The organism is Dietzia lutea, assembly GCF_003096075.1.
In the GTDB taxonomy this organism is placed as follows: domain Bacteria; phylum Actinomycetota; class Actinomycetes; order Mycobacteriales; family Mycobacteriaceae; genus Dietzia; species Dietzia lutea.
Genome location: NZ_CP015449.1, coordinates 3,672,013 through 3,695,367, shown reverse-complemented (window position 1 = coordinate 3,695,367; position 23,355 = coordinate 3,672,013). Strand labels below are relative to the sequence as shown.

At 72.7% G+C, this 23,355-nt stretch carries 16 protein-coding genes, 1 tRNA gene and 2 pseudogenes; 15 read left to right on the top strand and 4 right to left on the bottom strand.

Annotation, left to right across the window (positions count from 1 at the left end):
- Positions 1-180: 180 nt before the first annotated feature.
- The 6 genes and pseudogenes from A6035_RS16990 (at position 181) to A6035_RS19465 (ending at position 7,950) form a co-directional block, all read left to right on the top strand.
- Positions 181-1,398 (top strand): acetyl-CoA C-acetyltransferase, encoded by a 1,218-nt coding sequence (locus A6035_RS16990; protein ID WP_108848900.1) that lies wholly within the window; start codon positions 181-183, stop codon positions 1,396-1,398.
- 41 nt (positions 1,399-1,439) lie between these two features.
- Positions 1,440-3,638: a 3-hydroxyacyl-CoA dehydrogenase NAD-binding domain-containing protein gene (locus A6035_RS16985; RefSeq protein ID WP_108848899.1), complete on the top strand. Its 2,199-nt coding sequence runs from the start codon at positions 1,440-1,442 to the stop codon at positions 3,636-3,638.
- On the top strand, positions 3,638-4,624 hold the full coding sequence (locus A6035_RS16980; RefSeq protein ID WP_200836306.1) for an NAD(P)H-dependent flavin oxidoreductase: 987 nt from the start codon (positions 3,638-3,640) through the stop codon (positions 4,622-4,624). The genes A6035_RS16985 and A6035_RS16980 overlap by 1 nt, the downstream gene beginning before the upstream one ends.
- Positions 4,621-5,418 carry an enoyl-CoA hydratase gene (locus A6035_RS16975; protein WP_108848897.1) on the top strand — a complete coding sequence of 266 codons (798 nt, stop codon included), beginning with the start codon at positions 4,621-4,623 and terminating at the stop codon, positions 5,416-5,418. The genes A6035_RS16980 and A6035_RS16975 overlap by 4 nt, the downstream gene beginning before the upstream one ends.
- A gap of 43 nt (positions 5,419-5,461) precedes the next feature.
- Positions 5,462-7,054 (top strand): fatty-acid--CoA ligase FadD5, encoded by a 1,593-nt coding sequence (gene fadD5 / locus A6035_RS16970; protein ID WP_108848896.1) that lies wholly within the window; start codon positions 5,462-5,464, stop codon positions 7,052-7,054.
- A 156-nt stretch (positions 7,055-7,210) separates the two neighbouring features.
- Positions 7,211-7,950, top strand: a pseudogene (locus A6035_RS19465) (oxygenase MpaB family protein).
- Positions 7,951-8,040: 90 nt separating this feature from the next.
- On the opposite strand, the gene A6035_RS16960 reads toward A6035_RS19465, so the two are convergent.
- From A6035_RS16960 to A6035_RS18350, 3 genes are all read right to left on the bottom strand, one after another.
- Positions 8,041-8,751: a GntR family transcriptional regulator gene (locus tag A6035_RS16960; RefSeq protein ID WP_108848895.1), complete on the bottom strand. Its 711-nt coding sequence runs from the start codon at positions 8,749-8,751 to the stop codon at positions 8,041-8,043.
- A gap of 120 nt (positions 8,752-8,871) precedes the next feature.
- Complete coding sequence (locus tag A6035_RS16955; protein ID WP_108848894.1) at positions 8,872-9,171, bottom strand: hypothetical protein; 300 nt, start codon at positions 9,169-9,171, stop codon at positions 8,872-8,874.
- A gap of 83 nt (positions 9,172-9,254) precedes the next feature.
- The gene (locus tag A6035_RS18350) at positions 9,255-9,452 is read right to left on the bottom strand and encodes a hypothetical protein (protein WP_159149720.1); all 198 of its coding nucleotides are present in this window, start codon (positions 9,450-9,452) and stop codon (positions 9,255-9,257) included.
- Positions 9,453-9,470: 18 nt separating this feature from the next.
- Between A6035_RS18350 and A6035_RS18345 the strand changes: the two genes are divergently transcribed.
- The 6 genes and pseudogenes from A6035_RS18345 to A6035_RS16920 all read left to right on the top strand — a co-directional run bounded on the left by A6035_RS18345 (position 9,471) and on the right by A6035_RS16920 (position 18,464).
- Complete coding sequence (locus tag A6035_RS18345) at positions 9,471-9,914, top strand: hypothetical protein (RefSeq protein WP_159149721.1); 444 nt, start codon at positions 9,471-9,473, stop codon at positions 9,912-9,914.
- A 479-nt stretch (positions 9,915-10,393) separates the two neighbouring features.
- On the top strand, positions 10,394-11,203 hold the full coding sequence (locus tag A6035_RS16940; RefSeq protein WP_108848891.1) for a crotonase/enoyl-CoA hydratase family protein: 810 nt from the start codon (positions 10,394-10,396) through the stop codon (positions 11,201-11,203).
- Between the two features lie 281 nt (positions 11,204-11,484).
- A pseudogene (locus A6035_RS16935) lies at positions 11,485-12,732 on the top strand (circularly permuted type 2 ATP-grasp protein).
- Positions 12,733-12,789: 57 nt separating this feature from the next.
- Positions 12,790-15,417: a glutamate-cysteine ligase family protein gene (locus A6035_RS16930; protein ID WP_108848890.1), complete on the top strand. Its 2,628-nt coding sequence runs from the start codon at positions 12,790-12,792 to the stop codon at positions 15,415-15,417.
- Positions 15,410-17,293, top strand: a complete 1,884-nt coding sequence (locus A6035_RS16925) for an alpha/beta hydrolase family protein (RefSeq protein WP_108848889.1) — start codon at positions 15,410-15,412, stop codon at positions 17,291-17,293. The genes A6035_RS16930 and A6035_RS16925 overlap by 8 nt, the downstream gene beginning before the upstream one ends.
- On the top strand, positions 17,265-18,464 hold the full coding sequence (locus A6035_RS16920; protein ID WP_108848888.1) for an amidohydrolase: 1,200 nt from the start codon (positions 17,265-17,267) through the stop codon (positions 18,462-18,464). Before A6035_RS16925 ends, A6035_RS16920 begins: the two co-directional genes overlap by 29 nt.
- A 401-nt stretch (positions 18,465-18,865) precedes the next feature.
- Here A6035_RS16920 and selD read toward each other — a convergent pair whose 3' ends face one another.
- Positions 18,866-19,876 (bottom strand): selenide, water dikinase SelD, encoded by a 1,011-nt coding sequence (gene selD / locus A6035_RS16915; protein ID WP_108848887.1) that lies wholly within the window; start codon positions 19,874-19,876, stop codon positions 18,866-18,868.
- A 168-nt stretch (positions 19,877-20,044) separates the two neighbouring features.
- On the opposite strand from selD, the gene A6035_RS16910 reads away from it, so the two are divergent.
- The 3 genes from A6035_RS16910 (at position 20,045) to selB (ending at position 23,338) form a co-directional block, all read left to right on the top strand.
- Positions 20,045-20,140 (top strand) — tRNA-Sec (locus A6035_RS16910).
- Between the two features lie 175 nt (positions 20,141-20,315).
- Complete coding sequence (gene selA, locus A6035_RS16905) at positions 20,316-21,578, top strand: L-seryl-tRNA(Sec) selenium transferase (RefSeq protein WP_244192607.1); 1,263 nt, start codon at positions 20,316-20,318, stop codon at positions 21,576-21,578.
- Positions 21,578-23,338 (top strand): selenocysteine-specific translation elongation factor, encoded by a 1,761-nt coding sequence (gene selB / locus A6035_RS16900; protein ID WP_208635550.1) that lies wholly within the window; start codon positions 21,578-21,580, stop codon positions 23,336-23,338. The genes selA and selB overlap by 1 nt, the downstream gene beginning before the upstream one ends.
- Positions 23,339-23,355 lie beyond the last annotated feature (17 nt).

Below are 23,355 nucleotides of genomic sequence, written 5' to 3'. Positions count from 1 at the left end.
CGGGGGAGGCAGTGTCACGGCGTCTCGGCTCTCGGGTTCGACGGAACCATGTGTGATCTTGACAACACGGGTTACAGTGGCCATAGTAAACCCCAATTCACACATATATGTGATCGGATCCGTCGAGACCGCCCGCCCGGCGGCCCCGGCGGGCCCGAGCGCGGAAGGGATCTCCCACCAATGTCAGTGCCCGAGGCCTTCATCTACGACGCGGTGCGCACGCCCCGCGGACGAGGCAAGTCCAGCGGCTCGCTCTACAGCGTCGCCCCGATCGACCTCGCGGTCGGCGTCCTGCGGTCCATCGTCGAGCGCAACGGTGGACTCGACCCCGCGCAGATCGAGGACGTGGTCATGGGCATCGTCGGCCCGGTCGGCGAGCAGGGTGCGGTGCTGCCTCGCGTCGCCGCGATCGCCGCGGGTCTGCCGGAGACCGTGGCGGGCGTCCAGGAGAACCGCTTCTGTGCCTCAGGCCTGGAGGCGGTGAACCTCGCGGCGCAGAAGGTCCGCGCCGGATGGGAGGACCTCGTCATCGCCGGCGGCGTCGAGTCGATGTCGCGCGTGCCCATGGGCTCCGACGGTGGCGCCTGGGCGCAGAACCCGCGCGTCAACTACGAGACCTCGTTCGTGCCCCAGGGCATCGGCGCCGACCTCATCGCCACGCTGGAGGGCTTCTCCCGCCGCGATGTCGACGAGTTTGCCGCCCGCTCGCAGGAGCTGGCGTGCGCCGCGTGGGACTCCGGCCGGTTCGCCGATTCGGTCGTCCCCGTCGTCGACCTCGCCGGCCAGGTCGTGCTCGACCACGACGAGCACATCCGTCGAGGCACCACCGCCGACGACCTCGCGAACCTCAAGCCGTCCTTCGCCGCGCTCGGCGAGCAAGCCGGATTCGACGCCGTGGCGCTGCAGAAGTACCACTCGGTCGAGAAGCTCGACCACGTCCATCACGCCGGCAACTCCTCCGGCATCGTCGACGGCGCCACCGCGATGCTCATCGGCGGCGCCGAGGCCGGCGAGCGCAACGGCCTGAAGCCCCGTGCGCGGATCGTCTCCGCCGCGGTCGTCGGATCCGAGCCCACGATCATGCTCACCGGACCGACCCCCGCCGCCCGCAAGGCCCTCGCCAAGGCCGACCTGGCGATCGACGACATCGACCTGTTCGAGGTCAACGAGGCGTTCGCCGCCGTGCCCATGAAGTTCGCCAAGGACCTCGACGTACCGATGGAGAAGATCAACGTCAACGGCGGCGCGATCGCCATGGGGCACCCGCTCGGCGCCACCGGCGCGATGATCCTCGGCACCGCCCTGGACGAGTTGGAACGCCGCGACGCCCGCTACGCCCTCGCCACCCTCTGCGTGGGTGCCGGGATGGGCATCGCCACCATCATCGAACGCCTCTGACAAGCGCCGGCCTCCAGCCTTACAAGGACGAGAACACCCCAATGAGCAGCGATTACACCAACACCATCACCTACGAGCGCGGTGCCGACGGCGTCGTCGTCCTCACCATGGACGACCCCAACCAGAGCGCCAACACCATGAACGCCGACTACCTCGCCTCCATGGAGGCGGCCGTCGACCGCCTGGAGTCCGAGATCGACGACGTCACCGGCATCGTACTCACCTCCGCCAAGAAGACGTTCTTCGCCGGCGGCGACCTCGGCGACATCCTGTCCATCCCCGCCGACGGCTCCGACCTGGCGATCCAGACCGTCGAGCGGGCCAAGGCCCCGCTGCGGCGCCTCGAGACCCTGGGCAAGCCGGTCGTGGCCGCGATCGCCGGTGCCGCGCTCGGCGGCGGACTCGAGATCGCTCTGGCCGCCCACCGCCGCATCGTGGTGGACTCCCCGGCCGTCCAGCTGGGCCTGCCCGAGGTCGGCCTGGGCCTGCTGCCCGGCGGTGGCGGCATCGTCCGCACCGTGCGCATGCTCGGCGTGGCCACCGCGCTCATGGAGGTCCTGCTCGAGGGCAAGCGCCTGCGCCCCGGCAAGGCCGCGGAGATCGGCCTGGTGGACGAGCTCGTCGCCGGGCCCGAGGACCTGCTGCCCGCCGCCAAGGAGTGGATCAAGGCCACCCCCGAGGCCGCGCAGCCGTGGGACCGCAAGGGCTACCGCATGCCCGGCGGCACGCCGTCCAACCCCGCGCTCGCCGCCAACCTGCCCGCCTTCCCGGCCATGCTGCGCAAGCAGCTCAAGGGCGCGCCGTACCCGGCCCCCGTCGCCATCATGGCCGCTGCCGTGGAGGGCGCGGGACTCGACTTCGCCGCCGCGGAGAAGGTCGAGGCCCGCTACTTCGCCGGCCTCGCCACCGGGCAGACGTCCAAGAACATGATCCGCGCCTTCTTCTTCGACATGCAGAAGGCCAACGGCCTCGCCAAGAAGCACGGCTCGGCCGAGCGCGAGCCGGTCGGCAAGGTCGTCGTCCTCGGTGCCGGCATGATGGGCGCCGCGATCGCCTACGTGTGCGCCAAGGCCGGCATGGAGGTCGTCCTCAAGGACATCGACCAGGCCGCCGCCGAGCGCGGTAAGGGCTACTCCGAGAAGCTCGTCGCCAGGTCCGTCGCCCGCGCCGCCGAGGGCGAGGCACGCGACAAGGCCCAGCTCAAGGGTGACGCCCTGCTGGCGCGCATCACCCCGACCACCGACGCCGCCGCCGCCGACGGCGCGCAGGCCGTCATCGAGGCCGTCTTCGAGGACCCCAAGGTCAAGGAGCAGGTGTTCGCGGAGATCGCCCCGCACCTCGCGCCCGACGCGCTCCTGTGCTCGAACACCTCGACCCTGCCCATCACCATGCTGTCCGAGGGCGTGGACCGGCCCGCGGACTTCATCGGTCTGCACTTCTTCTCCCCGGTCGACAAAATGCCGCTGGTCGAGATCATCAAGGGTGCCAAGACCTCCGAGGACACCCTGGGACGGGCCCTCGCGCTGGTCGCCCAGATCGGCAAGACCCCGATCGTCGTCAACGACTCCCGCGGGTTCTTCACCTCCCGCGTCATCGGCACCTTCACCAACGAGGGCATGGCCCTGCTCGCCGAGGGCGTGCCCGCGCCGACCATCGAGCAGGCCTCCTCGCAGGCCGGTTACCCGGCGCCCGTGCTCGCCCTCATGGACGAGCTCACCCTGACCCTGCCCCGCAAGATCCGGGAGGAGACCCGCGAGGCCGCCGAGGCCGAGGGGCGCGAGCTGCCCGACCACCCGGGCAACGCGGTGCTCGACCGCATGATCGACGAGTTCGACCGCAAGGGCCGCTCGAGCGGAGCCGGGTTCTACGAGTATGTCGACGGCAAGCGCGCCGGCCTGTGGTCCGGCCTGGCCGACGCCTTCGGCGGCACCACCGAGATCCCGCTGCAGGACGCGATCGACCGCATGCTCTTCGCCGAGGCGATCGAGACCGTCAAGTGCCTCGACGAGGGCGTGCTCGAGACCACCACCGACGCCAACGTCGGCTCGATCCTGGGGATCGGCTTCCCCGGCTGGACCGGCGGCGTCGCCCGCTACATGGACCAGTACCCCGGCGGCCTCCCCGGTTTCGTCGCCCGCGCCGAGGAGCTCGCACAGCGCTACGGCGAGCGGTTCACGCCGCCCGAGTCCCTGCGCTCCAAGGCCACCTCGGGCGGCACCTACGAGGAGGTCCAGCCGTGATCCGCACCCGCTTTACCGAGGAGTTCGGTGTCCGCCACCCGATCGTGCAGGGCGGGATGATGTGGGTCGGCCGCGCCGAACTCGCCGCCGCCGTGTCCGAGGCCGGTGCCCTGGGCATCATCACCGGCCTCACCCAGCCGACGCCCGAGGACCTGGTCTCCGAGATCGCCCGCTGCCGGGAGATGACCGACCAGCCCTTCGGCGTCAACCTCACGATCCTGCCGTCGATCAACCCGCCGCCCTACGCCGAGTACCGGCAGGCGATCGTGGAGTCGGGCGTGAAGATCGTCGAGACCGCCGGGTCGAACCCTTCCGAGCACCTGCCGGTGTTCCACAAGGCCGGCATTAAGGTGATCCACAAGTGCACCTCCGTGCGCCACGCCCTCAAGGCCGAGCAACTCGGCGTGGACGCCGTGTCCATCGACGGCTTCGAGTGCGCCGGGCACCCCGGGGAGGACGACGTCCCCGGCCTGGTCCTCATCCCCGCGGCGGCGTCCAGGCTCACGATCCCGATCCTCGCCTCCGGTGGCATCGCCGATGCGCGCGGCATGGTCGCCGCTCTGGCCCTCGGCGCCGACGGCGCCAACATGGGCACCCGCTTCATGTGCACCGCCGAGTCGCCGGTCGCCGAGCAGGTCAAGCAGCAGATCGTGACCAACTCCGAGCTGGACACCAAGCTGATCTTCCGGACGTTGCGCAACACCGCCCGGGTCGCCGCCAACGCGATCTCGGCCGAGGTCGTGGCCAAGGAGGCCGAAGGCGTCGAGTTCTCCGACATCCAGCACCTCGTCGCCGGCGCCCGCGGGCGCAAGGTCTTCGAGGACGGCGACCTGGACGCCGGCATCTGGACCGCCGGCCAGTGCCAGGGCCTCATCGACGACGTGCCCACGGTGGCCGAGCTCGTCGACCGCATGATGGCGGAGGCGGAGGAGATCATCGCCTCCCGGCTGGCCGGGATGGTCGCGGCCGCGGAGGCCGTCCGATGACCGCCTCCGGACGCGACGCCCTCCGCCTCGACAGGGACGACGCGGGCGTCGTCACCATCACGATCAACCGCCCCGAGCGGATGAACGCCGTCGACTACGCGACCCTCCAGGCGCTGGGCGAGGTGATCGCCGAGGTGGGGGCGGAGGACGACACGCGTGTCATCGTCCTCGCTGGTGAGGGTGGCGCCTTCACCACCGGGGCCGACCTCCAGGCCGCCGGCGAGGCCGGCTCGTCCGGCGACGCGGTCGCCCCCGGCGTCACGATGGACGCCGCCAACAACCTCGTGCACGCCGTGCTCAAGGCGCCCGTCCCGGTGATCGCGGCGGTCAACGGGCCGGCCGCCGGCGTCGGGGTCTCCCTGGCGCTGGCCGCGGACATGATGTTCATGTCCGAGGACGCCTACCTGCTGTTCGCCTTCACCAACATCGGCCTCATGCCCGACGGCGGCGCCAGCGTGCTGCTGCCCGCGTCCGTGGGGCGCTCGGTGGCCTCCCGCATGCTGCTGCGCGGGGACGCGGTGTCGGCGGCCGAGGCGCGCGACGTGGGCCTGGTCGTGGACGTGCTGCCGGCCGCCGAGCTGCACGAGGCCGCGCAGAAACTGGCGCGGCGCCTGGCGTGCGGCCCCCGGCGGGCCCTCGAGCTGACCAAGCGGGCGGTCACCCTGGCCGCCCTCACAGAGCTCGACGAGGCCCTCCGACGTGAGCACGAGGGGCAGTGCGAACTGCTCGTCTCCGACGACTTCGCCGAGGGCGTCAAATCGGTTCTCGAGAAACGACGCCCGAACTTCACCTGACCCACCCACCAGTCACCCACCGTCGCCACGAAAGGCCGAGACCATGACCACTGCCACGGATCCCATCGCCGAGCTGCATGCGGCGCGCCGCAACAACTGGAACACGTGGGTCGCCACCCACGCAGAGATGAAGCCCGACGCCGAGGCACTGCGTTACCTCGGTCAGACCACCACCTGGGCCGAGCTGCGCGACCGCAGCAACCGGTTCGCCGACGCCCTCGCGCGCCGCGGCGTCGGCAAGGGTGACCGGGTCATGCTCATCACCCTCAACAACCCCGAGTTCATCGAGGCCGTGCTGGGCATCAACAAGCTCGGGGCGATCGCGGTGCCGGTGAACTTCCGGCTCACGCCCGGGGAGCTGGCGTACCTCGTCAGCGACTGCACGCCCAAGGTCGTCATCACCGACGCGATGCTCGCGCCGCTCGTCGGCGCCATCCGGGCACAGGGTGAGGAGCCGGGCGCCCACATCGTCATCGGCGGCGAGAGCGGTGTCGAGGAGCAGACGACCTTCGCCGACGCGATCGCCGAGGAGGGCGCGCCGCACGAGCCGGTCGACGTTCCCGAGGACTCGACCGCCCTCATCATGTACACCTCGGGCACGACCGGCCGCCCGAAGGGCGCCATGCTGTCGTACCAGAACCTCACCGCGCAGTCGCTGACCTGCATCCGGGTGTTCCGCCTGTTCGACGAGGAGGGGCGCGCCCTGTGCGCGGCGCCGATGTTCCACATCGCCGCCCTCGGCTCCATCGCCCCGAGCCTCCAGCTCGGCGGCGTGACGGTGGTCCACCCGCTCCAGGCGTTCGATCCGGCGGCCCTGCTCGACACACTCGAGGCGGAGAAGATCACCAGCATCTTCCTCGTGCCCGTGCAGTGGCAGGCCGTCTGCGCCGAGCAGCAGGCCCGGCCGCGTGACCTGGTGCTGCGCAACATCTCCTGGGGTGCCGCCCCGTCCACGGACACCATCCTGCGGGCCATGGCGGAGACCTTCCCGGACGCGCTCAACTGCGCGGTGTTCGGCCAGACCGAGATGAGCCCCATCACCTGCGCGCTCGACGGTGACGACGCGATCCGCAAGCTCGGTTCCGTCGGCAAGGTGATCCCCACCATCCAGGCGCGGGTCATCGACGGGTTCGGCGATCCGGTCGGACCGGGCGAGGTCGGCGAGATCGTCTACCGCGGCCCCACCATGATGGCTGGGTACTGGAACAAGCCCAAGGAGACGGCCGAGGCGTTCGAGGGCGGCTGGTTCCACTCCGGCGACCTGGTCCGCATGGACGAGGAGGGATTCGTCTACGTCGTCGACCGCAAGAAGGACATGATCATCTCCGGCGGCGAGAACATCTACTGCGCCGAGGTGGAGAACGTCATCGCCGGGCACCCGCGGGTGCGCGAGGTCGCCGTCATCGGCCGCCGGGACGACAAGTGGGGCGAGGTCCCGGTCGCGGTCGTCGCCCAGCACGAGGAGGAGGGCGTCGCCGACCTCACGCTCGAGGAGCTGACCGAGTGGCTGCGCGACAAGCTCGCCGGGTTCAAGCTGCCCAAGCACCTGGTCCACGTCGACGAGCTGCCGCGCAACGCCAGCGGCAAGGTCGTCAAGGGCACGCTGCGCGCCGAGCACGGCACCGTGGGCGTCTGAGCAGCGACGCGCCCCATCCGACTGCCGAGTGAGGAAGCCGTAGTGATCACCGAGCTACACCGCAATCCCGCGCCCGCCGTGGTGCGTTCGTCCCCGCCCGCCGTCACCGACGCGGTCGACTCGCTCGGCGCCGCGAGCGGCGTGGCCAACGTCATCATGCAGCTGTCATGGCCCGAGGTCGGCTGGGGCGTGCGGGAGAGCCGCGTGGACGCCGGCAACGTCTACAAGCGACCTTTCAAGCGGGCGCGCACCACGTTCCAGTACCTGGCGGTGGCGACGCTGGGCACCGACGAGGACAAGCGCGTCTACCGCGACGAGGTGACGCGCATCCACCGTCGCGTGCACTCGACGCCGGAGAGCCGCGTGAAGTACAGCGCGCTCGATCCCAAGCTGCAGATGTGGGTGGCCGCCTGCCTGTACATCGGGTTCGAGGACGTCTTCGAGTGGCTGCACGGCCCCATGACCGACCCCGACCGCGAGGCCTTCTACGCCAGCGCCCCGTCGCTGGGCACGACGCTTCAGGTGCGACCGGAGCAGTGGCCGGCGACCCGCGCGGACTTCGAGGAGTACTGGAAGGAGGGATGTCGAGGGTCCACTTCGACGCGCCCGTCCGCGAGCACCTCGTGGGCCTCACGGAACTACGGATGCTGCCCCAGCCCGCGACGCTGCTGTTCGGGCGGGTCGCCAAGTGGGTGACCACGGGTTTCCTGCACCGCGAGTTCCGCGACGCGCTCGGCCTGCCGTGGAGCCCGCGCGACCAGCGGCGCTTCGAGGCCTTCCTCGCGGTGTCGGCGCGGCTCAACGGCCTCCTGCCGGAGTCGGTGCGGACCATCACCTACCGGGTGCTGCTGCTCGACCTGAAGTGGCGGCTGAAGACGGGTCGTCCGTTGATGTGACGACGGCGAGGTGGGTCCGGGGCCGGGTGACCGTGCGCCGGGCCCGCCGCCGGGACCCACGGGGCATGCGGCGGGAGCCGGTGCGGGTGCTCAGGCCTCGGCGGCGAGTTCCGGTTCGCGGACCTCGTCCCACACGCCGGCCCGCTCGAGGTGGGCGACCAGCAGCCGCGCGCCGTTGGCGAACTCGCCGTCCACCACGTCGTGGGCGGTCTCGAGGTCCCTGTCTCGCAGGGCCTGCAGCATGCGCCGGTGGTCGACGATGGCACCCGCGCGCCACTCGGGATCCTCGGCGTAGAGGCGGTACGGCATGTACCGGGCCGCGTTGGACAGGAAGCGCGAGAGCTTGTCCGAGCGGGAGACCCGGTTGATAAACCGGTGGATCGCGTACTGGGCGTGCACGACGCCGTCGGCGTGGCCGGCCGCGGACGCCGCCTCGAAGTCGTCGATCAGACGGGCGTGGGCCTCGATCGCGGCGTCGTCGTACCTGGTGATGGCCCGGTCCACGATCCGCTTGGACAGTTCGGCCTGCAGCCAGAAGATGTCCTCGATGTCCTGGCGGCTCATGGGAGAGACCAGGTAGCCGCGGCGGGGCACGAGATCGACCAGGCCCTCCCCGCGCAGGGTGAGCAGTGCCTCGCGGACGGGGGTCACGCTCACGCCGAGGGTGGCGGCGGTCTCGTCGAGCCGGATGAAGTCGCCGGGGCGGATCTCCCCGCTCATGATGAGCGTCCGGACGTGGTCGGCGACCTCCTCGGAGAGCTGCGGACGCTGTGCGAGTCGTGTGGGGGCCAAGTCCGCCACCTCGTTTCTTCAAGGAAGAGCACCCGCGTGGGGCGCCACTGACCGATAGTTTAAATCAAATATATCGGTAGCGGCTCACCATACCGCGGCGGGGTGGCGCGTGCCGCCCGCCGAAGGGATTCACGTGAAACATCTCGTCTCCGCGCTCGTCCTAACGATGGTATCGCTCGTCGTCGTCCCCTCGGCCGCGGCGGCGCAGGCCGGCGCCGAGCCGCCCGCCGCGAACGTCGGCGCCGAGCCGCCCGCCGCCACCACCGGCGCAGTTCCGGCGCCCACCGCCGGAGGGCCGCATCCGGCCCCGCGTCGTTCGTCGACGGCCTGCGCGCGGAGGTCCAGAACCCGCTCGGCGAGCACCCGGCCACCAACGACTGGGACTGCGAGCTCACCGAGGCCCGCCCGCGGCCGGTGGTCCTCGTCCACGGCACGTTCCTCAACCGGCAGGACAACTGGGCGTACCTCGCGCCGACGCTGGCCAACGAGGGCTAATGCGTCAACGCGCTGACCTACAGCGCGCACCCGCAGGCGCCGTGGCCGCTCAGCGCCCTGGGCGGGACCCGCACGATGGAGGAGGGGGCGGCCGAGCTGGCGGCGTTCGTGGAGCGCGTGCGCGAGGTGACCGGCGCGGAGAAGGTCGACCTCGTCGGGCACTCCCAGGGGACGATCATGCCGGCCGTGTACGTCAACACGAACTGGGCGGTCACGAGTACGTCGAGAACTACGTGGGCCTCGGCTCGGTGTGGCGCGGCAGCACGGCGTTCTTCAACTCGCAGGCGTTCGACATGTTTTGCCAGGTGGGGATCCGCGACGAGGTGGAGCATTTCCTCCGGACCGTCGGCTGTGGTGCCTGCAACCAGGTGCTCGCCGGCAGCCAGTTCTTCCACGACCTGTGGCGGACCGGCACGCCGTACCACCCGGACGTGCGGTACACGAACATCCTCACGCACTACGACGAGATAGTCACCCCGTTCACCAGCGGCTACGTCGAGGGGCCGAACGCCCAGAACTACGTGGTGCAGGACTTCTGCGCGCAGGACTACTCCGAGCACGTCTCAATCGTCACCGACCCGGTGGCCCGCGACCTCGTGCTCAACGCGCTCGACCCGGACAACCCGCGGCCGGTGGGCTGCGTCTTCGTCCCGCCGATCACGCCGTTGCACAGCTGACTCCGCCGCCGCCCGGGGCGGCCCCCGGTGCGGCTCGGTGCCATCCTGTCCGCGCTCCGGCGCGCGAACAGCCGCCGTGACGTCCGCGGGGACGTGAGCGAGCATTCGGCCAGCGCGAGTGGCCTCGGATGCGCTGCCCGTTCGGCCCGCGCTGGGGGAATGCGCGGATACGGCCCGGGTGCGCTGGCCATGCGGACCAGAGGGGCAGCGTAAGACCGAGCGGCAGCGTATTTGGGCGCACCCACGCTGCCGGAATGCTCACCGAGCGGCGGCGGTGCAAGCGGATCGACCGGCGAATCGACGGGCCGGCAACGGAACCGGCGGCGCGGCCGGTGAACTGGCGCCGTGGCCACCGGCCGGCAGAGCGGCCACCGGCCGGCAGAGCGGCGACCGGCCGGCAGAGCGGCCACCGGCCGCTGGAGCCACCGGCGGCCGCCGAACCGCCACCACGGGCGGCCCGGCCGGGTGAGACTGGGCGCATGACCGACTCCGCTGGCTTCGAGAACCGTCCCGCCGTCCGCACCGAGCGCCGCGATCACGTGCTGCTCGCGATCCTCGATCGCCCCGAGGCCCGCAACGCCGTCAACGGCGAGGTGAGCACCCTGCTCGGGCGGGCACTGCACGAGGCCGACACCGATCCCGAGATCCGCGCCGTGGTCGTGACCGGCGCGGGCGAGCAGTCGTTCTGCGCGGGCGCGGACCTCAAGGCCATCTCCCGCGGCGAGGACATCTTCCCCGCCGACAATCGCGAGTGGGGCTTCGCCGGGATGATGCAGCAGTACGTGTCGGTCCCGGTGATCGCCGCCGTCAACGGCACCGCACTGGGCGGGGGCTGCGAGATCGCGCTGGCCTGCGACCTCGTGGTGGCCGCCGAGCACGCCGTCTTCGGCCTGCCCGAGGTCAAGCGGGGGCTCATCGCGGCCGCCGGCGGCGCGTTCCGGCTGCCCGCCCAGCTGCCGCACCGCGTGGCGATGGAGATGCTCCTCACCGGCGAGCCGATCTCCGCCGACCGCGCCCTCGAGCTCCACCTGGTCAACCGCGTCGTGCCCGCCGACCGCCTGCTCAACGAGGCGCTCGAGCTGGCCGCGGTGATCGCGGCTAACGCCCCGCTGGCCGTGCAGGGCACCAAGCGCGTCGCGCTCGGCATCTCTGACGGGGCGCGCCCTTCGGAGGCCGACAGGTGGAAGGTCAGCGACACCGAGATGATCACCGTCATGACCTCGGAGGACGCCGCCGAGGGGCCGCGCGCGTTCGCCGAGAAGCGGGCGCCCGTGTGGAAGGCGCGCTGAGACGTAGCTCTCGGTCGCACCGGGTGTGCGCCGGACGGAGCGGTATTACCGTCTCTTCATGAACGCCTCCGGCCGGACGATCGTGATCGAGGAGGCCGAGCTGGGACGAGGCGATCGGCGCCGACGGCGGGCCGCGCCCGGAGTACGAGCGCGTCGTCGAGCGGCTCGAGCGGGTGGGCACGGTGCGGCTGCGGGCGCGGCAGATCCGGGCTGAACAGGAGGCCGCCGTCGCCGGGGTGACGTTCCGGGTCCCCGGGGAGGACCGGCCGCTCGTCTTCCCGATGGCCTTCCTGCCCCGGATCGTCTCCTCCGAGGTGTGGGAGCGGCTGGCCGCGGGCGTCGAGCAGCGCGCCAGGGCGGTGGACGCGTTCCTCCACGACGTCTACGGCGACCAGGCGATCGTCGCGGCCGGTCGACTGGCCCCGGAGGCCCTGGACCGCGCACCCGGCTACCGCAGTACCGGGCGGGTGATGAGACCGGGCCGGATCCGCGCCCACATCAGCGGCGTCGACCTGGTGTGCGCTGATGACGGCCGGTGGCTCGTCCTGGAGGACAACGTCCGGGTGCCCTCGGGCATCGCGTTCTCCCACGCCCACCGCGAGATGACCACGACGCTGTTCGGCGACCTGAGGAAGGGCTACGACTCTACTCACCCGACGAGGCGTTCCCCATGATCAGGGGGCCTCGAGGCGGCCGCGCCCCCCGCGGCCGGGGACGACCCCGCGGTGGTGATGCTCTCGTCCGGGCCCACGGACTCGGCGTGGTTCGAACACCGCCTCATCGCCGAACGCGCCGGTCTGCCCCTGGTCACCCCGGACGCCGTCGCGTTCGTCGACGGCGTCCTGCACCGCCGCGACCGGGGCGGGCTGCACCGGATCGACGTCGTCTACGCGCGTATCGACGAGGACATGCTGCTGTCCTCGCCCGGGTTCGACGGGGTGCCGCTGCGCGACGGGCTCCTCGAGGCCCTGTTCGCGGGCCGACTCACCGTCGCCAACGCGCTGGGCAACGGGGTGGCCGACGACAAGGCGATCTACGCCGCGGTGCCGGAGATGATCGACTCCTACCTCGGCGAGACCCCGATCCTCGACCAGGTCCCCACGTTCCTCTGCGCGGACCGCACCCAGCGGGACCACGTCCTCGACCGGCTGGCCGAGATGGTGGTCAAACCCATCGACGGCTACGGCGGGGCGGGCATCACGATCGGCCCCGAGTGCACCGAGGCCGAGCTCGCCGAGCGGCGCGAGGACCTGCTCGCCCGACCGGAGCGGTACATCGCCCAGGACGTGGTGTCCCTGTCGACGCTGCCGACCTTCGACGGCCGCGAGATGCAGAGGCGTCACGTGGACCTGCGAGCGTTCGCGCACCTGCGCCGCGAGGGCGGCCGGACCACCGCGCACGCGGTCCCGGCGGTGCTGACGCGGGTGGCACCCGCGGGGTCGATGATCGTCAACTCCTCGCGTGGCGGCGGGGGGAAGGACACGTGGACCCTGCGCCCACCCGTTCGAGTGGATGGCGACCCGAGCTGATCAGGCGCTGATCGCGCGCGGATGCATGCCCGGACGGGCTCCCTTAGCGTTGGAACCATGACCCAGCGACAACGATGGATCAGGGTCGAGGAGGAGCTCCACCTCGTCGACCTCCGGACCCGACGACCGGTGCGCCGCGCGCCCGAGGTGCTCGCCACCCTCGCCGACAGCGCCGACTCGGCCGACAGTGCCGACAGCGCCGACACCGCCGCAGGCGGTGCCGACGCCGCGTCGTCCGCACACCACGGTGCCCTCCTGGTGTCCCACGCGGGTGCGCACACGCGGCTCGACGACCTCGCCGAGGAGATCCGGCGCAACCGTCGGATCCTCGGCGAGGCCGCGGAGACGTCACACATGGGGATCGTGGCCGCGGGCTCGCTGGCCTCTCCGGGTGTCGAGTTCGACCCCGGACCCGGCGACTTCCACCCCGGCCCCGGCCGGGAGGCGCAGACCCGCGCGGCCGCCCGCTTCTCGGTGGTGGTCGAGGTCGCCGATGCGGACGAGGCCCAGTACGTCGCGCGACGGGCGGTCGCGGTGGCCCCCACGCTGCTGGCCATGAGTGCGAGCTCGCCCTACTGGGCCGACGGCACCGACTCCGGCTACGCCTCCACCCGCACCTTCGAGGCCCGCTGGTCGCCCGCCCACGTCACCGCGTTCGCCACCGACACCGCCGAGGGCCTGCTCGCGGCCGAGGACGAACTCGTCGGGACCGGTGTCGTGCCGGGCCGGGAGGCGCTCGAGATCGACATCCGCCCGTCCCGGGACGGCGCCGGGGTCGAATTCCGGGCGTGCGACTCCTGTAGCACCGTGGACACCCTCGTCGTCGTCGCCGCCCTGTTCCGCGCGACAGTCGACACCCTCCTGGCCGAGCGCGCCGACGGTGAGAGCCCCTGGGACGACCCCTCCCCGGCCGTGCTGGACGCGGCGTTCTGGCGCGCCGCGCGGTCAGGCCTCGAGGGTGACCTCGTGGACGTGGTCTCCGGTGCGCCCCGGCCCGCCACCGAGGTGCTCGTCGACCTGGTCGCCGACCTCGGGTCGCACATCGAGGCCACCGGCGAGGCCGACCTCGTGCGCGACCTCCTCGACGGGGTCCGTGCGACCGGCACCTCGGCCGCCCGGCAGCGCGCCGCGCACCGGCGGCGCGGCCGGCGCGGCGACGTGGTGTCCGTGCTGCTCGCCGAGACCTCGGGCCGGCTGCGGCCGCGCGCCGTGTCCGACGACCGCGGCATGCGCTCCATGCTGTCCTCGTACTCGCCGCTCGGCGAGGCCGTCACCGAGGACGTCCACGACGAGGCGATCACTGCCGACGGCGCGCCGCGGCCCGAGTACGTGGACGTGCTCAAGGCCGTCTCCGACCTCGGCCCCGAAACCCTGTGCGACCGCAAGGCCGGCGTCGACGACCGGCTGCGCGACCTCGGCATCACGCTCAAGGTGTACGGCTACGACGAGCCGCAGGTCTTCCCGCTGGACGCCGTGCCGCGCATCGTGCCCGCCGACCAGTGGGGCCGCATCTCCGCCGGGCTCGAGCAGCGCGCCCGCGCGATGGAGATGTTCCTCCAGGACATTTACGGCCCGAGCGAGATCACGCGGGCGGGGATCGTGCCGCCCGAGGCGCTCGAGCGGGCGCCCGGGTTCCGGCCCACGGGCCGCGCGGTGCCCGAGGGCGTGCTGCACGCCCCGGTGTGCGGCGCCGACCTGGTCTCGACGGGGCCGGGCGAGTGGATCGTGCTCGAGGACAACCTGCGCATGCCGGGCGGCCTGGCCATGGCCGTCGCGCTGCGCGACCGGATCACCGAGGGCTACCCCGAGTTCGGCGCGCGCTCCGAGGTGCACGACCCGCGCGCGGGTCTGGAGCTGCTCGGCAGGACGTTGCGCGCGGCCGCGCCGGAGGGCGTGGACGATCCGCGGATCGCCGTGGTGGTCGCCGAGGACGAGCTGGAGGCCTTCGACCTCATCCACGCCGCCGAGGCGGTGGACGCCGTGGTGGTGACGCCGGACCGCCTGGTGTGTTCGGACGGGAAGGTCTTTGGCGACGACGACGAGGGCCGCCACCCCATCGACGTGCTCTACGTCCGTATGGACGAGGAGATGCTGCTGTCGTCGGACGGCGCGGACGGTGTGCGCCTGCGGCGTGGGCTGCTCGGCGCGATGGCCGAGGGGGCCGTGGCCGTGGTGAACGCGCCGGGCAACGGGGCGGCCGACGACAAGGCCATCTACGCGCGGGTCCCGCAGATCATCGACTTCTACCTGGGTGAGAAGCCGCTGATCGGCCAGGTCGACACCTACCTGTGTTCCGATCCCGAGCAGCGGCGCGAGGTGCTGGACCGGCTCGGCGAGCTGGTGGTCAAGCCCATCGACGGCTACGGCGGGTCCGGCATCACGGTGGGCCCGGAGTGCTCGCCGCGGGAGCTCGACGAGCGGCGCGACGAACTGCGCCGCGACGGTTCGCGGTTCGTGGCGCAGGAGGTGCAGTCGCTGTCCACGCTGCCGACGTTCGACGGGCACGAACTGCAGCGTCGCCACGTGGACATGCGGGCGTTCGTCATGCTCAGCCGCGACGCGGCCGGGCAGATCGTCGCCGAGGCGCCGCCGGTCGCGATGACACGCGTCGCGCCCGCGGGCACCATGGTCGTCAACGCCTCCAGCGGAGGGGGCGGGAAGGACACCTGGATCCACCGTGCCTGACATCACCGAGGTCACAGAGGAGAGAGAGTCACTGGACGTCGCCGGGTCGCCCGAGGACGCGGTCGGCGGCCCGGAGTACATCCGGCACACGTCGTCACCGTGCCTGTCGCCCGACGGGTCGATGCTGGCGTGCGTGGTCACCGAACGGACCGGCTACCCGCGGGCGGTGCAGCGGCCGCTCGGGCCGGGTGGGCTGGACGGCGCCGGCCCGGAGCGCGACGTCGTCCTGCCCATCGACGGTCCCGTCCGCAAGGTCGCGTACTCACCCAACGGCAAGTGGCTCGCCTGCGAGGTCGCGCCCGACGGCGGTGAGCGCGAGCGCATCTTCCTGGTCACCACGGACCCGGCGGACCACAGCGCGTACGCCGTGGACACGTGGGGCGACGCGACCGTGCAGATCGTGTGCTGGGACGGCGAACTGCTCGCCGTGACGGCGTTCGACTCCGAGGGCGTCGCCGAGGGGCGGCTCGTGGACCCGGAGTCGGGGGAGAGCACGGTCGTGGACCGGCGGATGGGCGGCGCGCTCGTCCACGCCCGCGACGGCGCCGCCCTGTTCCGGGTGGGCGCCCGTGGCATCCGCGAGCTGCTGCGGATCGTCCCCGACGGCCGGTGGTGGCCGCTGCTGCCCGTCGACACAGGGGCCACGACCGACGCCGGGGTCATCCTCGACGCCGGCGGGCCGGATCGGCCGATGCGCATGGTGGTCCGCAGCGATCACTCCGCCGAGCGGACGGGCCTGCTCGCGGTGGAGGCCGGCGAGGACGGCACCGAGTCGTGGCCGCTCGCCTACCGCGACGACGCCGACCTCGACAACGTCGAGGTCAGTCTGGACCGCTCGACCGCCGTCCTGCTGTGGAACGTCCGCGGAGGGCTCTCCGAGCTAGAGGTCCTGGACATCACGTCCGACCGGCCGCGCGTGATCGCCCGGCCGCCCCTGCCCGACGTGGTGGCCACGTCGCCCACCATCACCGCGGACGGTCGGCTGCTCGCGGTGACGATCGAGAGCCTCGACGAGCCGCCCCGGGTGGTGATGTACGACGTCGAGCGATGCCGGTGGACCGGCCGTGGCCCGCATAAGCCGGACCCGGCCCCCGAGCTGGTGACGTTCACCGCCCGCGACGGCCTCGAGCTGAGCGGCTGGCTGTACCGCGCCGCGCCGGAGGGCGAGCCCGCGCCCACCGTGGTGTACCTGCACGGCGGACCGGAGGGGCAGTCGCGGCCGGGGTACAACGACGTCGCCCGGCGGCTGCTCGACATCGGGGTGACGTGCTTCGCCCCCAACGTCCGTGGCTCGACCGGGTTCGGGCGCTTCTTCAGCCACGCCGACGACCGCTACGGTCGCTTCGCCGGGATCGACGACGTCGAGGACGCGCTGCTGCATCTCGTCGACGAGGGCATCGCCGACCCGGACCGCGCGGTGGTCGCGGGGCGGTCCTACGGCGGGTACCTCGTCAACGCCACGCTCGTGCGGCACGCCGGGCGCTGGTGCGGCGGGATCGCGGCGTGCGGGATGAGCGATATGCGGACCTTCTACCGCGACACCGAACCGTGGGTCGCGGCGGCCGCCTATCCCAAGTACGGCAATCCCCTCCAGGAGCAGGAGTTGCTCAGGGAGGTCTCGCCCCTGCGCCGGTTCCACCGGGTGGACGTGCCGATGCTGTTCGTCCACGGCGCGAACGACACCAACGTGCCGCCCAGCGAGAGCGAGCAGGCGGCCGAGGCGTTGCGCGACAGGGACGTACCGGTGGACGTGCTGATCTTCGAGGACGAGGGTCATGAATTCGTGAAATTGGCCAACCGGCAGCTGCTCGGCGACCGGGTGGTCCAGTTCTGTCAGGAGGTGTTCGATGTTCGGACGCGGAAAGACCGGAAGTGACAACGAGAAGCGGGACCCGAGCGGTCTCGAGGAGCGCCTGGTGGAGTGGCGGCGCCACATCCACGCGCACCCCGAGCTGTCGTTCGAGGAGTCCGAGACCACGGCCTATATCGCCGAGCAGCTCCGCGGGATGGGGCTGAAGCCGCGCGAGTTCGAGCTGGGCACGGGTCTGTGGTGTGACGTGCCGGCGGCCGACGGAGCCACCGCGAAGGACGTCGTCGCGCTCCGCGCCGACATCGACGCCCTGCCCATGTCCGAGGAGTCGGGGGAGTCGTTCTCCTCCGAGGTCGAGGGCGTGAGCCACTCCTGCGGCCACGACGGGCACACCGCGATGCTGCTCGGTGCGGCGGAGATGCTGGTCGCCGACCCGCCGCCGCGCCCGGTCCGCCTCATCTTCCAGCCCGCCGAGGAGACCATGCCCGGTGGCGCCAAGACATGCGTCGAGGAGGGTGTGGTCAAGGGCGTCGACCGGATCATCGCGCTGCACTGCGACCCCCACCGCCGCGTCGGGGAGGTCGGCGTCACCGGCGGGCCCATCACCTCGTCCAACGCCAAGATCGGCGTCCACGTCCACTCGGCCGGCGGTCACACGGCGCGGCCACACGAGACGCAGGACACCGTCCACGCGCTCGCGCAGATCGTCCTGGGCCTGAACGGCGTGGTCGACCGGCGGATCGACCCCCGCTCCGGCACGGTCCTCACCTGGGGGTCGATAAAGGCCGGCGGTTCGGCGCCGAACGTCATCCCGGACTCGGGTGAACTGTGGGGCACCCTCCGCAGCGCCGACCGCGACGTCTGGGCCACCGCCGAGCCGCTCGTCCGCGACGCGGTCGAGCACCTGGCCACGCTGTACGGCGTCCGGGTCGACGTCGACTACGTGCAGGGCGTGCCGCCCGTGGTCAACGACGACGAGTGCGCCGAGCTGGCCGCCCGCGCGGTCGAGGCCGTGCTCGGTCCCGAGGGCGTGGGCACGGCCGACCAGTCCAGCGGCGGCGAGGACTTCGCCTGGTACACCGAGGAGATCCCGGGCGTGTACCTGCGGCTGGGCGTCTGGGACGGCGAGCGCGACGAGACGGACCTGCACCACCCGGGCTTCGTGCTCGACGAGCGGGCGTTGCTCCACGGGGCCCGCATCTTCAACGAGTTCGCCCGCCTCGACCGCAGCGCCTGACCGACCGCGGTGCGGGCCGGGCGGGCCCGCCCAGCCCGCGCTTCCCGGCCTGCGGTGCCGGCCCGCCCGGCTCTCCGAATCGGCCTCGGCGTGCGCTTCGGCAGCGCACTTTGCGGCACTTGTGCGTCCTCTGTGCCCGCGGGCCGGCCGTACCGTACCGTGCATTCCAGCAGCGCATCAGGCCGCGCTTACGCTGCCCGTTCGGCCCGCGCTGCCGGATTGCCCGGTTCCAGCCGGGTTACGCTGCCTCGCGGGACCAGTCGCGCAGCGTGGGTCAATCGGGCAGCGCATCTGGCGGTAGGTGCGCGCCCTCATTGCACGCCATCCCGTCTCGCACGCGGTGCCAGCACCCTCGTCCGGCGCCACAACGGTTGGTGACGGCAGCCACCTCGCCCGCCAGGTCAGCGAATGGTGATGGCCGCGTCGTCGGCGGGGACGAGCTCGCCGATCACCGGAGCGCCCGGGATCTCGCCGGCCACCAGCAGTCCGCCGGAGGTCTGGGCGTCGGCGAGCAGCAGCAGCTCGTCCTCGCTCACCCCCGCGTCCAGGTGCGGGCGCACCCAGTCGAGGTTGCGGCGCGTCCCGCCGCTGACGAACCCGTCGGCGAGCGCCTGGCGGGCCCCCTCGAGGTAGGGCACCGCGGCCGAGTCGATCACCGCCGAGACCCCGCTGGCCCGGGCCATCTTGTAGAGGTGGCCGAGCAGCCCGAACCCGGTGACGTCGGTCGCGCACTCGACCCCCGCGGCCAGCGCCTGTCGTGAGGCGACGTCGTTGAGGCGGGTCATCGTCTCGACGGCCTCCGCGCTCACCGCGCCGGTGTTCTTGTGCCGGCTGTTGAGCACGCCGATCCCCAGCGGCTTGGTCAGCGACAGTGGCACCCCGGCGCGCCCGGCGTCGTTGCGCAGCAGCCGGTCGGGATCGGCGGTACCGGTGACGGCCATGCCGTACTTGGGCTCCGGGTCGTCGACGCTGTGCCCTCCGGCAACGTGGCACCCGGCGGCCCCCGCGACGTCCTGGGCACCGCGGAGCACCTCGCCCGCCATCTCGTACGGCAGCACGTCCATCGGCCAGCACAGCAGGTTGATCGCCACGATCGGCGTGCCGCCCATCGCGTAGACATCCGAAAGCGCGTTGGCGGCCGCGATCCGGCCCCAGTCGTACGGGTCGTCGACGACGGGCGTGAAGAAGTCGGCCGTGCTGATCACCGCGACGCCGCCGGAGATCCGGACCGCCGCGGCGTCGTCGCCGTCGTCCAGTCCCACGATGAGCTGGGCCGCCGGATCCTGCACGGGGGCGCCGACGAGCCCGGAGACGACGTTCTCCAAGGCGCCGGGCGGGATCTTGCAGGCGCATCCGCCGCCGTGCGCGTACGAGGTCAGCCGGTCAGGGAACGAAGCGGTGTCGGTGGCCATGCCCCGACCCTAGCCACGCGAGCGGCCCGGCGGGCCACCACGCGCCCCGGCTCGGCGGGCCACCACCCGCCCGGACCGGCGGGCACCCACGCGAGAGGACCGGCGGGCACCCTCGCTCGAGGATCGACGGGCACGTCCGGCGCGGAACGCCTACCCTCGTGGTGGCAGGGAGGCGTCCGGGCACCTGGTGGTCCCCGCGGTCTTCAAAACCGACGTGGCCGAGTATCTCGGTCAGGCGGGTTCGATTCCCGTCCGCCTCCGCCACAACCGTTCGTAAAGGGGAGCGACGATCGCCGAGCAGCCGCCCGCGGGGCCCACGCGGATCGCCGCCGACGATCCGCGCTCGGTGCAGGCCCGCTCCGCCGCCGACGATCCGCCCTCGGTGCCGGTCCCGGCGACCGCCGACGATCCGCGTCGACGCATCCCGTCGACCGACGTGCTGCTCCGCGCCCCACGGCTCGCGGCCGCTGTCACCGAGCTGGGGCGTGAGCTGGTCAAGGCCGAGATCCGGCGCGCCCAGCAACAGGCCCGCACGGGCGACCTCGACCCGGTGAGCATCGTCGACGTCGTCACCGCGGCCCTGCCCACCGCCGCGGTGACCCTGACGCGGGTCCTCAACGCCAGCGGGGTCCTCCTGCACACCAACCTCGGCCGGGCGCCGCTGTCCGGGGCCGCGGTGCGGGCACTCGCCGAGGCGGCAGGGACCAACGACGTGGAACTGGACCTGGCGACGGGGCGCCGTGGCAGGCGGGGTCGCGGAGCGCTGGACGCCCTGCGCGCGGCGGTGCCGACGGCCGGTGACGTGCACGTGGTGAACAACGGTGCGGCCGCCCTCGCGCTGGCCGTGACGGCGCTGGGCGGCCCGGGCCGCACGGTCGTCATCGCGCGCGGCGAGATGGTCGAGATAGGCGACGGCTTCCGCCTGCCCGAGCTGCTCGAGTCCACGGGCACGCGCCTGCGGGAGGTGGGCACCACCAACCGCGTCACCGCCGAGGACTACGCCCGCGCCATCGACGAGTCCACCGCGTTCGTCCTCAAAGTGCACCCGTCGAACTTCGTGGTGAGCGGCTTCACCTCGTCCGTCCCGCCCGCCGACCTCCGAGACCTCGGCGTGCCACTGGTCGTCGACATCGGCTCGGGCCTGCTGACGCCGCATCCCGCTCTCCCCGACGAGCCGGACATGACCACCACGCTCGCCGCGGGCGCGGACCTCGTCACCTCGAGCGGCGACAAGTTGCTCGGCGGGCCGCAGGCCGGGGTCCTGGCGGGCGACGCCGAGCTCGTCCACCGGCTGCGCCGCCACCCACTCGCCCGCGCGCTGCGGGTCGACAAGCTCACGCTCGCCGCGCTCGAGGCGACGCTGCGTGGGCCGCGCCCGCCCGTCGTGGTGGGGCTCGAGGCCGACCCCGTCGCGCTGTTGGCGCGCGCCGAGCGCATCGCCGGCCGCCTGCACGAGGCCGGGGTCGACGCGCGGGCCGTGCGGTCGGTCGCGGCCGTCGGCGGCGGCGGTGCACCGGGCGTCGAGCTCCCCAGCGCCGCGGTGTCCCTGCCGGAGTCCTTCGCCGACGCGCTGCGCGCCGGCCGCCCCGCCGTCCTCGGGCGGGTCACCGAGGGCCGGTGCCTCCTGGATCTGCGGGCGTTGCCTCCGGGGGACGACGACGAGCTCGCTGCGCTCGTGCTCCGCGTGGGGGCGCTCGCCTGATGTTCGTCGTGGCCACCGCCGGGCACGTCGATCACGGCAAGTCGACGCTCGTCCGCGCACTGACGGGCGAGGAGCCCGACCGGTGGGAGGAGGAACAGCGCCGCGGACTGACGATCGACCTGGGCTACGCCTCCACCACCCTCGACGACGGCCGGACCGTCGCGTTCGTCGACGTCCCCGGGCACCGGCGATTCGTCCCGAACATGCTCGCCGGGGTGGGGCCGGTGCCGGCGGTGATGTTCGTCGTGGCGGCCGACGACGGCTGGATGCCGCAGTCCGCCGAGCACCTCGACGCGCTCGCGGCCCTGCGGGTGCGGCATGGGATCCTGGTCATCACCCGCAGCGACCTGCTGGAACCGGAGCTCGCGTTGGCGGAGGCCCGCGAAGCGCTCGCGGGGACCCCGCTCGCCGACATTCCGGCCGTGTGCGTCTCCGCGGTCACCGGCGAGGGCCTGGACCGGCTGCGCGCCGAACTGGCAGAACTGGGCTCGCTCCTGCCCCGGCCCGATCCCGACGCCGACGTGCGCCTGTGGGTGGACCGCTCGTTCACGATCGGCGGCGCCGGCACGGTCGTCACCGGGACCTTGCCCGCCGGCACGATCCGCGTGGGCGACTCGCTCGAGCTAGGGCCGTCGGGTCCGCGCGTCACCGTGCGCGGCCTGCAGTCGCTCGGGCACAAGAGGGACGAGGTGACCGCGGTGGCGCGGGTGGCCGTGAACCTCCGCGGAGTCGCCGCCGACGACGTCCCGCGGGGCAGCACCCTGGTCGCGCCGGGTCGCTGGCGGGCGGTCGACACCGTCGACGTGCGGGTCGACGGGGGGACCGACGCGCTGCCCGAGCAGGTCATGGTGCATCTCGGCTCGGCGGCGGTGGCCGCGCGCGTCCGGCCCCTCGACGAGCGCCACGCGCGGCTGACGATCTCCGAGCCGCTGCCGATGCGGATCGGGGACCGGTTGATCCTGCGCGAACCGGGCGCGGACCGGATCCCCTCGGGAGCCGTCGTCCTCGACCCCGCGCCCCCGGAGCTGCGTCGCCGCGGGGCCGCCCGCCGGAGGGCGGCCGGGCTCGCGCAGGTGCCCGAGTCGCCGGAGTTGGAGTCCGAGCTGCGTCGCCGGGGCGTCGCGCACCTCGACGACCTGCGGGCGTGGGGCGTGTCCGCCCCGCCCGTCGGTGAGGCGTACCGCGGGTGGCTCATCGACCCGGAGTGGGCGGCCGCGCTGGCCGGTCGCCTGGTCGAGGCCGTCCGCGGGCACGACCGCGACGACCCCCTCGACCCCGGGCTGCCCACGGAGGCCGCGCGTCGCGCTCTCGACCTGCCGGATGCCGCGCTGCTGGAGGCGGTGCTCGCGCAGCCCGCCGCCGCGTCGCTGCGTACGGAGGGCGGTCGAGTGACGGCCGGTGCGGCTGCTCTGCCCGAGAAGGTCCGGTCCGCCGCGGAGCAGGTGGCCGAGCGGCTGCGGGTCGCCCCGTTCGACGCGCCCACCGCCGATGAGCTCGCCGAGCTGGGCCTCGGGCCGCGCGAACTGGCCGCGTGCGAGCGCGCCGGACTGCTGACCGGACTGGGACCCGGCGTCTGGCTGGGTCCCAACGTCGTCGACGAGGCGGTGCGCCGGCTGCGCCAGTTGCCGCAGCCGTTCACCCCGAGCACGGCCCGGACACATCTGAACTCCTCGCGGCGCGTGGTGATGCCGCTGCTCGAGGCGCTCGCCGCGCGCGGGCTCACCCGCCGCGAGGGCGACGAGGGCCACGTCGTCACCTGATCCGGTTGGCCGCGGGG

What these genes read in the sequence shown, in the direction of transcription:
- A6035_RS16975 (WP_108848897.1), top strand. Translation starts at nt 4,621, where the DNA reads ATGACCGCCTCCGGACGCGACGCCCTCCGCCTCGACAGGGACGACGCG.
- A6035_RS16930 (WP_108848890.1), top strand. Translation starts at nt 12,790, where the DNA reads ATGACCCAGCGACAACGATGGATCAGGGTCGAGGAGGAGCTCCACCTC.
- A6035_RS16985 (WP_108848899.1), top strand. Translation starts at nt 1,440, where the DNA reads ATGAGCAGCGATTACACCAACACCATCACCTACGAGCGCGGTGCCGAC.
- selB (WP_208635550.1), top strand. Translation starts at nt 21,578, where the DNA reads ATGTTCGTCGTGGCCACCGCCGGGCACGTCGATCACGGCAAGTCGACG.
- A6035_RS16990 (WP_108848900.1), top strand. Translation starts at nt 181, where the DNA reads ATGTCAGTGCCCGAGGCCTTCATCTACGACGCGGTGCGCACGCCCCGC.
- fadD5 (WP_108848896.1), top strand. Translation starts at nt 5,462, where the DNA reads ATGACCACTGCCACGGATCCCATCGCCGAGCTGCATGCGGCGCGCCGC.
- A6035_RS16920 (WP_108848888.1), top strand. Translation starts at nt 17,265, where the DNA reads ATGTTCGGACGCGGAAAGACCGGAAGTGACAACGAGAAGCGGGACCCG.
- selD (WP_108848887.1), bottom strand. Translation starts at nt 19,876, where the DNA reads ATGGCCACCGACACCGCTTCGTTCCCTGACCGGCTGACCTCGTACGCG.
- A6035_RS16940 (WP_108848891.1), top strand. Translation starts at nt 10,394, where the DNA reads ATGACCGACTCCGCTGGCTTCGAGAACCGTCCCGCCGTCCGCACCGAG.